Origin of the sequence: Streptomyces sp. NPDC056948 (assembly GCF_042674225.1) — a bacterium.
In the GTDB taxonomy this organism is placed as follows: domain Bacteria; phylum Actinomycetota; class Actinomycetes; order Streptomycetales; family Streptomycetaceae; genus Streptomyces; species Streptomyces purpurascens.
Genome location: NZ_JBHUQX010000072.1, coordinates 1 through 15,259, shown reverse-complemented (window position 1 = coordinate 15,259; position 15,259 = coordinate 1). Strand labels below are relative to the sequence as shown.

At 69.1% G+C, this 15,259-nt stretch carries 13 protein-coding genes; 10 read left to right on the top strand and 3 right to left on the bottom strand.

Going from position 1 to position 15,259, the window contains the following annotated elements:
* Positions 1–5 precede the first annotated feature (5 nt).
* Positions 6–341: a YnfA family protein gene (locus tag ACFTZL_RS12195; protein WP_215119737.1), complete on the top strand. Its 336-nt coding sequence runs from the start codon at positions 6–8 to the stop codon at positions 339–341.
* 18 nt (positions 342–359) lie between these two features.
* Here ACFTZL_RS12195 and ACFTZL_RS12190 read toward each other — a convergent pair whose 3' ends face one another.
* Positions 360–797, bottom strand: coding sequence for an ester cyclase (locus tag ACFTZL_RS12190; protein ID WP_382580735.1), 438 nt, complete (start codon positions 795–797; stop codon positions 360–362).
* Between the two features lie 134 nt (positions 798–931).
* Here ACFTZL_RS12190 and ACFTZL_RS12185 point away from each other — a divergent pair, with 134 nt between their 5' ends.
* Complete coding sequence (locus ACFTZL_RS12185) at positions 932–1,708, top strand: SDR family NAD(P)-dependent oxidoreductase (RefSeq protein ID WP_382580733.1); 777 nt, start codon at positions 932–934, stop codon at positions 1,706–1,708.
* Between the two features lie 18 nt (positions 1,709–1,726).
* Here the strand turns inward: ACFTZL_RS12185 and ACFTZL_RS12180 are convergent, their stop codons facing one another.
* Positions 1,727–2,920 carry an RtcB family protein gene (locus ACFTZL_RS12180; RefSeq protein WP_382580731.1) on the bottom strand — a complete coding sequence of 398 codons (1,194 nt, stop codon included), beginning with the start codon at positions 2,918–2,920 and terminating at the stop codon, positions 1,727–1,729.
* 171 nt (positions 2,921–3,091) lie between these two features.
* On the opposite strand from ACFTZL_RS12180, the gene ACFTZL_RS12175 reads away from it, so the two are divergent.
* The 7 genes from ACFTZL_RS12175 to ACFTZL_RS12145 all read left to right on the top strand — a co-directional run bounded on the left by ACFTZL_RS12175 (position 3,092) and on the right by ACFTZL_RS12145 (position 11,471).
* A complete protein-coding gene (locus ACFTZL_RS12175; protein WP_382580729.1) occupies positions 3,092–3,961 on the top strand; it encodes a DUF3558 domain-containing protein in 870 nt (289 codons plus the stop codon).
* A gap of 119 nt (positions 3,962–4,080) precedes the next feature.
* Positions 4,081–4,974, top strand: coding sequence for a DUF3558 family protein (locus ACFTZL_RS12170; protein WP_382580727.1), 894 nt, complete (start codon positions 4,081–4,083; stop codon positions 4,972–4,974).
* Between the two features lie 88 nt (positions 4,975–5,062).
* Positions 5,063–6,355 (top strand): DUF2637 domain-containing protein, encoded by a 1,293-nt coding sequence (locus tag ACFTZL_RS12165; protein ID WP_382580725.1) that lies wholly within the window; start codon positions 5,063–5,065, stop codon positions 6,353–6,355.
* Between the two features lie 269 nt (positions 6,356–6,624).
* Positions 6,625–7,887, top strand: coding sequence for an acetyl-CoA carboxylase biotin carboxylase subunit family protein (locus tag ACFTZL_RS12160; protein ID WP_382580723.1), 1,263 nt, complete (start codon positions 6,625–6,627; stop codon positions 7,885–7,887).
* The gene (locus tag ACFTZL_RS12155) at positions 7,884–9,035 is read left to right on the top strand and encodes a hypothetical protein (RefSeq protein WP_382580721.1); all 1,152 of its coding nucleotides are present in this window, start codon (positions 7,884–7,886) and stop codon (positions 9,033–9,035) included. The genes ACFTZL_RS12160 and ACFTZL_RS12155 overlap by 4 nt, the downstream gene beginning before the upstream one ends.
* 35 nt (positions 9,036–9,070) lie before the next feature.
* Positions 9,071–10,357 carry a hypothetical protein gene (locus tag ACFTZL_RS12150; protein ID WP_382580719.1) on the top strand — a complete coding sequence of 429 codons (1,287 nt, stop codon included), beginning with the start codon at positions 9,071–9,073 and terminating at the stop codon, positions 10,355–10,357.
* 22 nt (positions 10,358–10,379) lie between these two features.
* Entirely contained in the window at positions 10,380–11,471 is a 1,092-nt protein-coding gene (locus ACFTZL_RS12145) for a class I SAM-dependent methyltransferase (protein ID WP_382580718.1), read from the top strand.
* An 86-nt stretch (positions 11,472–11,557) separates the two neighbouring features.
* Here the strand turns inward: ACFTZL_RS12145 and lysS are convergent, their stop codons facing one another.
* Positions 11,558–13,300 carry a lysine--tRNA ligase gene (lysS, locus tag ACFTZL_RS12140; RefSeq protein WP_382580716.1) on the bottom strand — a complete coding sequence of 581 codons (1,743 nt, stop codon included), beginning with the start codon at positions 13,298–13,300 and terminating at the stop codon, positions 11,558–11,560.
* Between the two features lie 149 nt (positions 13,301–13,449).
* On the opposite strand from lysS, the gene argS reads away from it, so the two are divergent.
* A complete protein-coding gene (gene argS, locus ACFTZL_RS12135; protein ID WP_382580714.1) occupies positions 13,450–15,222 on the top strand; it encodes an arginine--tRNA ligase in 1,773 nt (590 codons plus the stop codon).
* Positions 15,223–15,259: the final 37 nt, after the last annotated feature.

The following is a 15,259-nucleotide window of genomic DNA, read 5'->3' as shown; positions in this document are numbered from 1 at the left end:
CCGCCATGTTCGTGCTCCGCTCCGCCGCCCTCTTCGTCGTCGCCGCCCTGTTCGAGATCGGCGGCGCGTGGCTGGTCTGGCAGGGCGTGCGCGAGAACCGGGGCTGGCTGTGGGCGGCCGGCGGCGTCCTCGCGCTCGGCGCGTACGGCTTCGTCGCGACGTTCCAGCCCGACGCCCACTTCGGCCGCGTGCTCGCCGCGTACGGCGGGATCTTCGTCGCCGGTTCGATCCTCTGGGGCGTGGTCGCGGACGGCTACCGCCCGGACCGCTGGGACATCGCGGGCGCGCTGATCTGCCTCGCGGGCATGGCGGTCATCATGTACGCCCCGCGAGGTGACTGACCGGCCCCTTCGCCCGGCTCAGAACGGCTCGTCGGGCGGCAGCAACCCCAACTGCCCCAGGAAATCCATCTCGTCGAAGTACAGCCGGTAGTCGACGATCCGCCCGTCCCGCACGGTGGCGATGTCCACCCCGCGGATCCTGATCTCCTTCTGCGTCGGCGGAAGCGTCTCACCGTTGGGCAGCTCCAGCGGCCCGGTGTTGCGCCCGCTGAAGACCCCCTCGTCGATGGCCGTGTCGCCGACCTCGTAGGAGTGCAACGGCTGGAACGTCGCCTCGGGGACCGCCTCCGTCATCGCCCGCCAGTACTCGACGATGCTGTCGCGCCCGCGCAGCTCACCCTCGTCAGGGGTGAAGGCGACCGCGTCCTCGGCATACAGCTCGCCGATGACCTTCAGATCGGCGTGCGTGGTGACCGCGTCCGTGAGCCGGTCCATGACCTCACGTGCCTCGCCCATGATCCACCTCCAGGAATCCGGAAAACCAGGGCACCACCCGCCCCCATTCTCCCACCGCGGGCCCCGCCTATCCTGGCCGGAAGCCCTGAGGCCACAGCAGGCCCGCCCACCGCACCCACGCCCGAGGAGCTCCCATGGCCACCGCCGCCCCGTCCGCAGCCAGCCGCATCGCCGTCGTCACCGGTGCGAGCAGCGGAATCGGCGCCGCCACCGCCCGGAGGCTCGCCGCGGCGGGCTACCGCGTCGTCCTCACCGCCCGCCGCAAGGACCGCATCGAGGCGCTGGCGGAGGAGATCAACACGGCGGGCCACCAGGCCACGGCCTACGCCCTCGACGTCACGGACCGCGCGGCGGTCGACGAGTTCGCCACGGCCTTCAAGACGATCGGCGTCCTGGTCAACAACGCGGGCGGCGCGCTCGGCGCCGACCCGGTCGCGACCGGTGACCCGGCCGACTGGCGCCAGATGTACGAGACGAACGTCATCGGCACGCTCCACCTCACCCAGGCCCTGCTGCCCAAGCTGGACGCCAGCGGCGACGGCACGGTCGTGGTCGTCTCCTCCACCGCGGGCCACGGCACCTACGAGGGCGGCGCGGGCTACGTCGCCGCCAAGCACGGCGCCCACGTCCTCGCCGAGACCCTGCGCCTGGAGATCGTCGGCCGGCCGGTCCGCGTCATCGAGATCGCCCCCGGCATGGTCAAGACGGACGAGTTCGCCCTGACCCGCTTCTCCGGCGACACGGCAAAGGCCGAGAAGGTCTACGAGGGCGTGGCCGACCCCCTCACGGCCGACGACGTCGCCGACACCATCACCTGGGCCATCACCCGCCCCAGCCACGTCAACGTGGACCTCCTGGTCCTCCGCCCCCGCGCCCAGGCCTCGAACACGAAGGTCCACCGGGAGCGGTGACGCCGGCGCCCCGGCGCGTCAGCCCTTCACACAGACGACCTGCTTCAGCTTCGCCACGACCTCCACCAGGTCCCGCTGCTGGTCGATGACCTGCTCGATGGGCTTGTAGGCGCCCGGGATCTCGTCCACGACGCCGGAGTCCTTGCGGCACTCCACGCCCCGGGTCTGCTCCTCCAGGTCCTTCGTCGAGAACCGGCGTTTGGCCGCGTTGCGGCTCATGCGCCGGCCCGCGCCGTGCGAGGCCGAGTTGAAGGACTTGTCGTTGCCGAGGCCCTTCACGATGTACGAACCCGTGCCCATGGAGCCGGGGATGATCCCGTACTCGCCGGAGCCGGCCCGGATCGCGCCCTTGCGGGTCACGAGCAGGTCCATCCCGTCGTAGCGCTCCTCGGCCACGTAGTTGTGGTGCGCGCTGATCTCCGGCTCGAAGACCGGCTTCGCCTTCTTGAACTCCTTGCGGACCACGTCCTTGAGGAGCGCCATCATGATCGAGCGGTTGTACTTCGCGTACTCCTGCGCCCAGAACAGGTCGTTGCGGTACGCCGCCATCTGCGGGGTGTCCGCGACGAAGACGGCGAGGTCGCGGTCGACCAGGCCCTGGTTGTGCGGGAGCTTCTGAGCGATGCCGATGTGATGCTCGGCCAGTTCCTTCCCGATGTTCCGGGAACCGGAGTGCAGCATCAGCCAGACAGAACCGTCTGTATCCGTACAGACCTCGACAAAGTGGTTGCCTCCGCCGAGCGTTCCCATCTGCTTCGTGGCGCGTTCCGCACGGAACTTGACCGCCTCCGCAACCCCGTCGAACCGCCCCCAGAAGTCCTCCCACCCGGCCGTACCGAACCCGTGCAGCCGCCCCGGGTCGACGGCGTCGGCATGCATCCCCCGCCCGACCGGAATCACCTGCTCGATCCGCGACCGCAGCCGCGACAGATCCCCGGGCAGGTCGTTCGCCGTCAGGGACGTCTTCACCGCCGACATTCCGCAGCCGATGTCGACCCCCACCGCCGCCGGGCACACCGCACCCCGCATCGCGATGACCGAGCCGACCGTCGCACCCTTGCCGTAGTGCACGTCGGGCATGACGGCCAGGCCCTTGATCCACGGCAGCGTGGCGACGTTCCGGAGCTGCTGGAGCGCGCCCTCCTCGACCGAGGCGGGGTCCGCCCACATCCGGATCGGTACTTTCGCACCAGGTACCTCTACATACGACATAACGTCCTCAATCCCCCGTAAGCGAACAGAAGTCTTCAAGAGCAAATACCGGAGCCAAGGTCTACGAAAGGGAATCCGGACCGGCGTTCACGGCAGTGCGTGCGATACACATTGTGTTCATCGGCTGCCCCGCGACGGCAAGCCAATATCCGCCCCGAGAGGAGCCCTCACGTGCAACGGAAGGCGTACGCACCCGGTATCGCCGCGCTCCTCGCGGCCCTGCTGGCCGGCTGCACCGGCAGCTCGGGCGACGGCGGCCCGACGGACGACTCCAACCCCGGGGACACCGGCACCGCTTCGCCCGCCGCCGAGCCGGGCCGCTACCGCACGCTCCCCGAGCCCTGCACCGCGGTCGGCCAGAGCACGCTCGACGAACTCCTGCCCGGCATCCGGCAGATCACCGACGGCGAGCAGCGCGAGAAGGCCTACGAGGGCGAGCCGACGGTCACGTTCGACACCGACCGCAAGGTCGGCTGCCAGTGGAAGGTCGACGGCCGGCAGGCCACCGACCATCTGCTCATCAACTTCGAACGGGTCGTCTCCTACGACAACGCCGTCAGCGACGACAACCAGGCCGAGCAGCTCTTCGCGGAGCGGGAGGCCGCGGCCCACCTTCCCGAGCCGACGGCCACGGAGTCCGCCGCCACCGAGTCCGCGGCCACGGAGTCACCCGCCGCAGGCAGCACCCCGGCCGGCGGCGCCTCCGCCGCCCCGAGCGGTTCCCCCGGCTCGACCTCCTCCCCCGCCTCTCCCTCCGGCTCCTCGTCGCCCTCGACGTCCCCCTCCGCCACCCCGACCGCACTCCAGCCCCGCGTGCTGGAGGATTTCGGCGACGAGGCCTTCATCGACGACGAGCTGAGCAGCTCCGGCTCGACGGCCAAGCAGCGGACGGTGACTGTGGCGTTCCGCACGTCCAATGTCATCGTGACCATCGAGTACGCCGAACAGCCGGCCACCGTCGGCGTCGTCCCGGACAGCAAGGAATTGCAGGACAGGGCCCAGAAACTGGCCTCCCAGCTTGCCGATTCGCTGAGCGACTGAGGCCCCTTCACGCCCCCTTCACGCACACCCGCAAAGCACACGAAGGAAGACCACACCTCCGCCTCACCGCGTACGGTGACCACTCGGCCCCGTTCCGACCGCAGGGAACCACGAGCGTCATGAGTGAAGGAACCATGCAGCGACGAGCACAGCGAGACCAGCGTGACCAGCGAGCGAAGCGACTCAACCGCGTCCTTGTCTGCGCGGCCGCCGTCCCCGTGATGCTGGTCGCCGCCGGCTGCTCCTCGGACTCCGGCTCCGGCGACAGCACGGACAAGGCCGCGAACGCGGCGGCCTCGGCGTCCGCGAGCCCGTCGCCGACCGTCGAGGCGGCGGCGTACGACAAGCTTCCGGAGTCCTGCAAGGCGCTGTCGAAGAAGACGCTGAAGGACCTCGTTCCGAAGAGCAAGTCCGGCAAGGAGGGCAAGTCGGACGATATCTCCACGCGCGGGAGCTGCTCCTGGAACAGCCTCGACAACAACGGCGTGAAGGGCTCGCAGTTCCGCTGGCTGAACGTGTCGATGCTGCGCTTCGAGTCGGACGCCACGCGCGGCTCGGGCGACAAGCTGGCCCAGCAGTACTACGAGAAGCAGGTCCAGGACGCCCAGGCGGCTGAGGGTGCCAAGGGCGTCAAGTCGGAGCCGGTGTCCGGCACGGGCGACCAGGCGACGGCCGTGCGCTACGACCTGAAGAAGAAGGAAGGCACCTTCAAGCAGCAGACGATCGTGACGCGCGTCGAGAACGTCGTCGTCACGCTCGACTACAACGGTGCGGGCCTGGCCGGCGACAAGTCCCCGAGCGCCGACGAGATGGCGAAGGACGCGAAGAAGGCCGCCAAGGAGGCGGTGGCCGCGGTGTCCGACGCGAACGGCGCGGGCGGCGGCAAGGCGAGCGGCGACCCCTCCAAGCCGGCGTCGAAGTCCCCGTCCGAGGAGCCCTCGAAGGAAGCCTCGCAGGGAGCTTCGAAGGACTCCTCCGCGTCGCCCTCGAAGACGCCCTCGAAGAAGAGCTGAACACCACCGACCGGAACCGGCCACCCGTCCTCCGCACACATGTGCCACCCTGTTGCGCGCAACAACACGCAAGGGGAGGGGAAGACGGGTGGCCGCGCCACTGCAACTGACTCGGACGCACCGCGTACTCATCGGCGTGGTCGTGGCCGGCGCCGTGATCATCGCCGGTATCGGCTTCGCCGGTTCGTACGCGGCGGTCCGCGAGTTGGCCCTGAAGAAGGGCTTCGGGAACTTCTCCTACGTCTTCCCGATCGGCATCGACGCGGGCATCTGCGTCCTGCTGGCCCTGGACCTGCTCCTCACCTGGATCAGGATCCCCTTCCCCCTGCTCCGTCAGACTGCCTGGCTCCTGACAGCGGCGACGATCGCCTTCAACGGCGCGGCCGCCTGGCCGGATCCGCTCGGCGTGGGCATGCACGGGGTGATCCCGATCCTGTTCGTGGTCTCGGTCGAGGCGGCCCGCCACGCGATCGGCCGGATCGCCGACATCACGGCCGACAGGCACATGGAGGGCGTCCGCCTCACCCGCTGGGTGCTCTCCCCCGTCCCCACGTTCCTCCTCTGGCGCCGTATGAAGCTCTGGGAGCTCCGCTCCTACGAACAGGTCATCAAGCTGGAGCAGGAGCGTCTCGTCTACCAGGCGCGGCTGCGCTCCCGCTACGGCCGGAGCTGGCGCCGCAAGGCTCCGGTGGAGTCCCTGATGCCGCTGAGGCTGGCGCGCTACGGGGTGCCGCTGGCGGAGACGGCCCCGGCGGGCCTGGCGGCGGCGGGGATAGAGCCCGCGCTGATCCCCCCGGCGCCTCAGAAGGCCCTGGACGCGGGAGCCGAGCCGGTTGCGGGCCGGCGTGCCGCTGAAGCGGCGCCTGCCCCGCAGCAGGCGGCACCTCACAGCGAGCAGCGCCCGGAACTCGAGAGCAACCCTCACGCCGAGTACGTGGAAGACGCGCCCGAACCAGACCAGAGTCCCTGGTTCAACACCCCTCGCGAGGTCGAATACCAGGGCGGCTACGACCCGGCCTACAGCCCCGAGCAGTACGCCCAGTGGTTCGCCGAGCAGCAGCAGGCCGAGCAGTACCTCGACCAGCCGTACGAGGAGCTCACCCCGGAAGACACCGGCAGCTTCCCCATCCCGGTAGGCCCGAACCGCACCCGCGAACTCGGCGACGGCGGCGGCACCCAGCCCGCAGCGGAACCGGACGAGGAGTCGTACTACCAGGTCTTCAAGCAGTCGATCAACGGCAGCTACCCGACGCCCCGCGAGCTGATCGACAACGTGGAAGCGGAGTTCGGCATCGGGCTCCCCCCGGAAGACGCCAAGCGTATGGTGAGCCGCTTCACGAACCGCCACAACGCGGAACTGGAAGAAGACCACATCGCATAGCCCGAGGCATTCCCGCCTCTTTCACGCCACTTCCGAAAACAATCCCTTGCGCTTGCGCTCAAGCCGCAGCTACGATCCTGCGGCGGAAGCGGGGGATCTATGCAGTCAGTTCACTGACAGCCGATAGAGATGACATGAGTTTGCCGCACCCTGGCTGCGGCGACCCCTCTCGGCGTTGAATTGATTCACTTTTCTCACCCAACTCCCGGCGACGCTTTCAAGACCTGACGTCGCACGGCGGGGGAATTCTGGAAGTTGGGGATTCAACCATGCAGAAGAACGAATACATACTCCTGCTCGGGGCCGACCAGTATCTCCGGGAACGGGCCTTCTCGGGGGCGAAACAAGCCGTCGATCTCCCTGTCTGGGCAGCGACGGAAGATCCCGTACGCACCCTGAACCGCACGTTCGACCACATGCTGTCCGCCGACCCCAAGGACGCGGACTCCCTGCTGAGAGCCATCCGCGGCCACGCCGCCCAAGGCCGGCACCCCCGTGTCGTCGTGCCGCTCAACGACTGGACCGTGGACGCGGCGAACACCGTGAACCGCACCCTGGGCCTGGGCGGACTGGACGCCACGGCGGTCACCAACGCCCGGAACAAGCACGCCATGAAGCAGGCCCTGCTGGCCGCCGGCGTGCGGACCCCTCGCTCCCGACTGGTGCGGTCCGAGCCGGAGTTGCTCGACGCGGTCGAGGACATCGGCCTGCCCGTGGTCATCAAGCCGTACGACTTCGGCGGCAGCGGCGGCGTCGTCCTGGCCACCACCCGCGAGGAGGCCGTCGCCGGCCTCGCGGAGTCGAAGGGCGTCATCGCCCGGTACGGCACGGCGTTCAACATCCTCGGCGACAAGTACCTGGTCGAGCAGTTCGTCGACTCCGACGACGAGGTGTCCGTCGAGGTCCTCTGCGGTGCCGGGCGCGCCCAGGTCCTCGCGGTGACGGAGAAGTATCTGTCCCCTCGCCCCTGGTTCGCCGAGCTCGCGCACCTGGTGCCGAGCCACCGCACCGGAGACCGGGCCCTGACCGACCTCGCCGAGCGGGCCTGTACCGCGCTGGGCATCGACCGGGGTCTCGCCCATGTGGAGATCAAGTTCGGGGCGGACGGGACGCCCTGGGTGATCGAGGTGGCCGCCCGGCCCGGCGGCGACGGGATCATGGACCAGGTGGAGCGGGCGTACGCGCTCAACCCGTATCAGTTGCACGTCGGTTCGTATCTCGGAGCCGACCTGCTCGACGTCGTCGCCGCCGCGGTGCCCGTCAGGACCTCGGCGATCGCGTTCCTCAAGGCCGCGCCGGGCCGGATCGAGGACGTGCTCGACGGGAAGCCGCTGCCGCCCGAGGTGCGGAGCATCAACATCAGCGCCAAGCCCGGCGATCTCTCCCGGGCCGCCCAGAACTGGAGCACCAGGGAGGGCCTCATCGAGCTCGAATGGGACGAGCTGTTCGGCGAGAAGACACAACTGCCGGTGGCCGTGGCGCGGGAGCTGGCCGACCAGATCTTCGTGACGGGCGAGGCGGCCGGGCAGTGACGCGGTACACGCTCTACTCCGGTCTCTACCGATTCTTCAACGGAGTGGTGCTGCTGCTCCTGAACTGGCACATCGCCTCCGCGCAGGGCGGCGGCTACGACGCCCTCGCCATCTCCACCACGCTCTCCTTCATCCCCGCCGTCCTCGTCCCGCCGCTGATCCGCTTCACTCCGATCACCGGCGGGGCCAGGACGACCGCGGCGGGGCTCGCCGGAATCTCCCTGACGCTGCTGGTGATCGCGTCCTGCTGGTCCCAGGTGCAGGCGGTCGTCGCCCTGAACTTCGTCCTGTGGATCTTCTTCTTCTATCTGGAGTCGACCTGGGAGGTCTGGTTCAACGACGAGGCGTCCGGGCTCGACGGTGTCGCCCTGCGCAAGCAGAGCTCGCTGACCATGACGGTCAACCAGGTCGCGCTCATGGTGGGCCCGCTGTTCGCACCGCTGTTCACCCGGGTCGTCCCGGCCGAGTGGGTGCTGGTCGTGTGCGCCGGCCTGTTCGCCGTCGTCGCCGCCCTGAGCCTCGGATCGCACCGCACGGCGGCCGCCACGGAGCAGATGTCCAAGGAGGCAGGACCGGAGAGCGCGAGCGGTCTCGGCGCGCTGTACCTCCTCGCCTTCATGCTCGTCTGGCCCATCCTGGGGACGTTCAACCTCATGCTGCCGCTACAGGCCCTCGCCCACGGCAAGAGCATGCTCACGGTCGGCATCCTGGACATGCTGCTCGGCATCGGCATGGCGGTCGCGGGAACCTTCCTGCATCGCCTCACGAAAAGCCTGGAAATGCGCTGGGTCCTGGCGGGAGCAGCCGTCGCGGTGGCGGGGGCGATGGCGATCTGGCTTCTCGTCCCGGCATTCGGAGCGCCGCAGATGGTGGCCATCTTCGCTCTCGGCTGCGCCTTCGGATCCATGCGGGTCATCCTGCGCGCGGAAGCTGCGGAGAATTTCACGCCGCGACAGGTCGGCGCGATCGTGGCGAACGCGAACGCCTGCTCGCTCCTCTTGCTGACGGCGGTCCTGGCGGGCGGCCGGTTCTTCACCTCCCGGATATGGCTGGCCCCGTTCGCCCTGACGCTGCTGCTCGTTCTCTCGTTCCACGCGATTCGCAAAGCCCAGAGCAATCGACTGGTACCGACGGAGGTGTCCGAATGACAGTGCTCATCGATTCCCGAGGCGTTCCGCAGTGCGTGGAGAAGCCTTCGGACATGGAGTTCGTCGAGAGCGCGACCGTCCAATTGGTGTCCATGAAACTGGACCACGAGCGATGTCGCCGCTCCGGTCCGTCCGCACCGCCCGTCGCCGTCCAGCTCATGCTGGCCGTGGACCTGCTGTGCTCCATGGAGCACCCGGCGGTCATGGAGGCCGCGGCCATCCGCGCCTCCCTCATGGAGTCCGCGCCCACCGAGGCGCGGACCACGGCGATGCTCTCCGCCCTCGGCTTCTGGACCACCGGGGACCTGGCCGCCGCCCGCAACGGCTTCCAGACCCTCGTCGACACGTATCCGGGGGATGCCGTCTCGGTCTTCGCCGCGCACATGCTGGACTTCTTCATCGGCGACGCACCGCACATGCTGACCTCGATCGCGCGGGCCGTCACGGTCTTCGCCCCCGACGATCCGGTCATCGGCTATCTGCACGGCCTGCACGGGTTCGCCCTGGAGGAGAACGGCCTGATCGAGTCGGCGGTCGAACGCTGCCGGGCCGCACTGGAACGGAACCCCGACGACGTCTACGCGATGCACGCGATGGTGCACTGCCTCTACGAGACGGGCCGCCACGAGGAGGGGTCCCGCTACATCCGGGACTACATGCGCGGCCGGGACGCCTCGACTCCCATGCGGATCCACATCTGGTGGCACTACGCGCTGTTCGAGCTCTACGCGGACAACATCCAGGAAGTACTGGCCTGCTACCGCATCGGCATCCGCCGGAAGACGTCGCTGCGCTCGGCCGAGGACCTGGACGCCGCCACGCTGCTCTGGCGTCTCGCCCTCGTCAGGCCCTCGCTCGACCTCTCCGCCTACTGGCGGTCGCTCTTCCAGGACTGGAAGCCCTACCTGGAGGAGAGCTGGTACCTCTTCAACGACTTCCACGCGTATCTCACCTACTGCCAGGTGGGCGAGTACGGCTGCGCCGACTCCCTCCTGGAGACGGTCCTGGCACGCGGCAAGGAGGTACCCGAGGAAATGGTCGACATCTTCCTCGGCTTCCGCTCCTTCACGACCGGCGACTACGCCGATGCCGCGGCCCGCCTGGCCGGGTCCTTCCACCGCTCGTTCGCGATGGGCGGCAGCAACGCCCAGCGCGATGTCGTCGAACTCACCGCGATCGAGGCCGCGCTGCGCTGCGGCGACCACGAACTCGCCCAGCGCATCCGCGCGTCCGGCAGGATCTTCCGCCACCGCGGCCCCGTACTCGACGAGTACGAAGCCCGGCTGGCGGCCCTGCGCACATCGGCACCGGCACATCCGTAAGCCACACACAGGGGGTACTGAAGTGAGCCTTTACCAAGCGATACTCGACGAGTCCGCGCCCGAGGACCGGCCGCTGACCGCGATCAAACTCTCCGACCGGAACACCGTGTGGCAGGTGGAGTGTTCGGCCGGCTTCGCCGCCAAGGTGACCCAGGGACGAGCGGCGGTCTTCGTCTGCGAGAAGGCCACGGCGCTGACACTGGAGGCGCTGAAGGAGTGTTGTGCGCCCTTCGGGGTCGGCGAGGCGGTCGAGTGCGACGAGTCCCAGTACCTGCTGGCGGTCGGGCTGCTGGACGACACCGCGCTGCTGGTCCTGGGCGCGGACGCGGAGGTGACGGCCGCACCGGTGGAGTTCTCGCCCACCAGCGACGACGTACGGAGCATCGTCGGCACGCTCGACGACTACTACTACGGCTACGAGGACCGCTACCGGACCGTCTACGACAACGGCGCCGAGCTGTGGGAGTCGGCGGAGCCGAACGCCTCGCTCCGCCAGCTGATCCAGGAGCGGCCGGACGTCTTCGCCGGACGGATCATCGACCTGGGATGCGGCGAGGGCCGCGACTCGCTGTACCTGCTGTCGCAGGGACACGACGTCGTGTCGGTGGACGTGTCGCACTCGGCCCTGGCTCGCGCGCGTGAGCGGGCCGCCGCCGCGAACCTGGACGCCTCCGGGTTCATGGAGCGCGACATCATCTATCTGCGCGGCTTCGACGAGAACGGCTTCGACCTCGCCATGAACATGGGCTGCCTGCACATGCTGACCGACGAGGAGCAGCGGGCCCGCCACATCTCCCGCGTCTTCGACATCCTCCGCCCCGGCGGGCACTTCGTCGTGGACCACTGCGCGAGCGAGTGGGGGAAGGGCTTCTTCTCCATCCCGGACTACACGGAGGTCTCCGCCGACCTCGTCCCGGGACGGGTGATCTCCCGCAGGATCCGGGTCGAGGACGGCGAGAAGGACATCGGCCTGGAGGTGCTCCCCTACTCCGAGCGGTCGGGTGACGCCCTGACCGAGGAGATCAGCCGGCACGGCTTCCGCATGGTGAGCAGCACGCACACCGACACCGAGGCCTTCGGCTCCTCGACGATGCTGCTGTTCCAGAAGCCGTGATCCGGACGCCTTGATCCAGGCGGCGTGATCCAGGCGGCGTGATCCAAAAAGGGGCCCTCATGTGAGGGCCCCTTCTCCTTCCTGGCTTACTCCCCGAGCAGGGCGCGCACCCGGTCCTGCCCCACCGCCAGCAGCAGCGTGGGCAGCCGCGGCCCGGTGTCCCGCCCGACCAGCAGGTGGTACAGCAGCGCGAAGAACGACCGCTGGGCCGTCTTGATCTCCGGCGGCAGTTCCTTCGGCGTCGCGTCCGCGGGGAACCCGGCCTGCACCTTCGGCACGCCGTAGACGAGATGCGTCAGCCCGTCGAGCGACCAGTGCTCGGCGAGCCCGTCGAGCAGCAGCCGCAGCGACTGCAGGGAGGCCTCGTCGAGCGACTTCAGCAGCTCGGCGTCGGGCTCGTCCCGAACGATCGTCCGCTGGTCGGCGGGCACGTGCGTGTTGATCCAGGCCTCGGCCTTGTCGTACCGCGGCCGCGCCTCGTCGAGCGAGGTCAGCGGCTGCTCCGGGTCCAGCTCGCTGAGGATGCGCAGCGCCTGGTCCGCGTGCCCGGCGGTGATGTCCGCGACGGACGCCAGCGTCCGGTACGGCAGCGGCCGGACCGTCCTCGGCAGCTCACCGGCGGCCGTACGCACCGCACGCGCGTGCGCGGCGGCGTCGGCCGGCAGGACACTGCCGTCGGCGACCTTGGCGTCCAGCCGGTCCCACTCGTCGTACAGCCGCTGGATCTCCTGGTCGAAGGCGACCTTGAAGGACTGGTTGGGCCGGCGCCGCGCGTACAGCCAGCGCAGAAGCTGCGGTTCCATGATCTTCAGGGCGTCCGCCGGGGTCGGCACGCCACCCCGCGAGGACGACATCTTCGCCATCCCGCTGATGCCCACGAACGCGTACATCGGCCCGATCGGCTGCTTCCCGCCGAAGATCCCGACGATCTGCCCGCCGACCTGGAACGACGACCCCGGCGAGGAGTGGTCGACACCGGAGGGCTCGAAGACGACCCCCTCGTACGCCCACCGCATCGGCCAGTCGACCTTCCAGACCAGCTTGCCGCGGTTGAACTCGCTCAGCCGGACCGTCTCCGAGAAGCCGCACGCGGTGCAGGCGTACGTCAGCTCGGTGGAGTCGTCGTCGTAGGACGTGACGGTGGTGAGGTCCTTCTCGCAGTTGCCGCAGTACGGCTTGTACGGGAAGTAGCCGGCGGCGGTGGAGCTGCCGTCGTCCTCACCGGCCGCGCCGGAGCCCTCGGCGGCCTCCAGCTCGGCCTCGTCGACCGGCTTCTGCCCCTGCTTCTTGCCCGGGGCCTTCTTCGTCCGGTACTGGCCGAGGATCGCGTCGATGTCGCCGCGGTGCTTGATGGCGTGCAGGATCTGCTCGCGGTACACGCCGGAGTTGTACTGCGCGGTCTGGCTGATCCCGTCGAACTCCACGCCCAGCTCGGCCAGCGACTCGATCATCGCGGCCTTGAAGTGCTCGGCCCAGTTCGCGTGCGAGGAGCCGTCAGGCGCCGGGACGGACGTCAGCGGCTTGCCGATGTGCTCGGCCCAGGACTCGTCGACGCCGGCGATACCGGCCGGGACCTTGCGGTACCGGTCGTAGTCGTCCCAGGAGATGAGGTGCCGCACCTCGCGACCCCGGCGGCGGATCTCGTCGGCGACGAGGTGCGGGGTCATGACCTCGCGCAGGTTCCCGAGGTGGATGGGGCCGGACGGTGAGAGTCCGGACGCGACGACGACGGGTTTGCCCGGGGCCCGACGCTCCGACTCCTCGATGACCTCATCCGCGAAACGGGAGACCCAGTCGGTGGTCTCGGTGCTCTGAGCCACGATCGGCACGTCCTTCTTTCTGCATCGGGCAGCCGGTACGGTCGCACGGCTGACCGCACCATTGTCCCAGACCCCCTGGCGCCCGGAAAAACGGCTTTACCCCCATGGGATACTGGGCGGGACTATCCATTCCCTCGAGGAGAACGGCACCCTTTCCTATGGCCTCGGTCACGTCCCTCAGCGACTCCGTCCACCAGCGCCTCGCGGCGGCCCTGTCGGCAGCTCTGCCGCAGGCCGGGTCCGCGGACCCGCTGCTGCGACGAAGCGACCGGGCCGACTTCCAGGCCAACGGGATCCTGGCCCTCGCCAAGAAGGAGAAGGCGAACCCGCGCGAGCTGGCGACGCAGGTCGTGGACCGGGTCGAGTCGGGTGAGGTGATCAAGGACGTCGAGGTCTCCGGGCCCGGCTTCCTGAACATCACGATCACCGACCGCGCGATCACCGAGAACCTCGCCGCGCGCTGGGCGGACGACACCGGCCGCCTCGGCGTGCCGCAGGCCGAGCAGCCGGGCACCACGGTCATCGACTACGCCCAGCCGAACGTGGCGAAGGAGATGCACGTCGGGCACCTGCGCTCCGCGGTGATCGGCGACTCGGTCATGCGGCTGCTGGAATTCACCGGCGAGAGCGTGGTCCGGCGCCACCACATCGGCGACTGGGGCACCCAGTTCGGCATGCTCATCCAGTACCTGGAGGAGCACCCGCACGAGCTGGACCACAAGGAGGGCGAGGACCTCCAGAAGTCCGGCCAGGCGGCCATGTCGAACCTCGACCGCCTCTACAAGGCCGCCCGCAAGTTCTTCGACTCCGACGAGGAGTTCAAGACGCGTGCCCGGCGCCGGGTGGTGGACCTCCAGGCGGGCGACCCGCAGACCCTCGCCAAGTGGCAGAAGTTCGTGGACGAGTCGAAGATCTACTTCTTCTCCGTCTTCGAGAAGCTGGACATGGAGATCCGCGACGCGGACATCGTCGGCGAGTCGGGCTACAACGACATGCTCGCCGAGACGTGCCGCCTGCTGGAGGAGTCGGGCGTCGCGGTCCGCTCCGAAGGAGCGCTCTGTGTCTTCTTCGACGACATCAAGGGCCCGGAGGGCAACCCGGTCCCGCTGATCGTGCAGAAGTCGGACGGCGGCTACGGCTACGCGGCGACCGACCTCTCGGCCATCCGCGACCGCGTCTTCAACATCAAGGCGAACACGCTCCTGTACGTCGTGGACGCCCGCCAGTCCCTGCACTTCAAGATGGTCTTCGAGACGGCCCGCCGCGCCGGCTGGCTGAACGAGGACGTCAAGGCGGTCCAGCTCGCCTTCGGCACGGTCCTCGGCAAGGACGGCAAGCCGTTCAAGACCCGTGAGGGCGAGACGGTCCGCCTGGTCGACCTCCTCGACGAGGCGATCGACCGCGCCTCGGCGGTGGTCCGGGAGAAGGCCCAGGACCTCTCCGAGGAGGAGATCGCCGAGCGGGGCACCCAGGTGGGCGTCGGCGCGGTGAAGTACGCGGACCTGTCGACGTCGGCGAACCGCGACTACAAGTTCGACCTGGACCAGATGGTCTCGCTGAACGGCGACACCTCCGTCTACCTCCAGTACGCCTACGCCCGTATCCAGTCGATCCTGCGCAAGGCCGGCGCGTCCCGCCCGGCCGCGCACCCCGAGCTGGACCTGCACGAGGCGGAGCGCGCCCTGGGCCTGCACGCGGACTCGTTCGCGGCGCTGGTGGAGGAGGCGGCGACGGAGTACGCCCCGCACAAGCTGGCGGCCTACCTGTACCAGTTGGCGTCGCTGTACACGACGTTCTACGACAAGTGCCCGGTCCTCAAGGCCGAGACGCCCGAGCAGATCGAGAACCGCCTGTTCCTCTGCGACGTCACGGCCCGCACCCTCCAGCGGGGCATGGGCCTGCTGGGCATCCGGACGCCCGAGCGGCTCTGAGAACCGACGGCATGCGGCCCGTCCTCTCCCCCGTGAG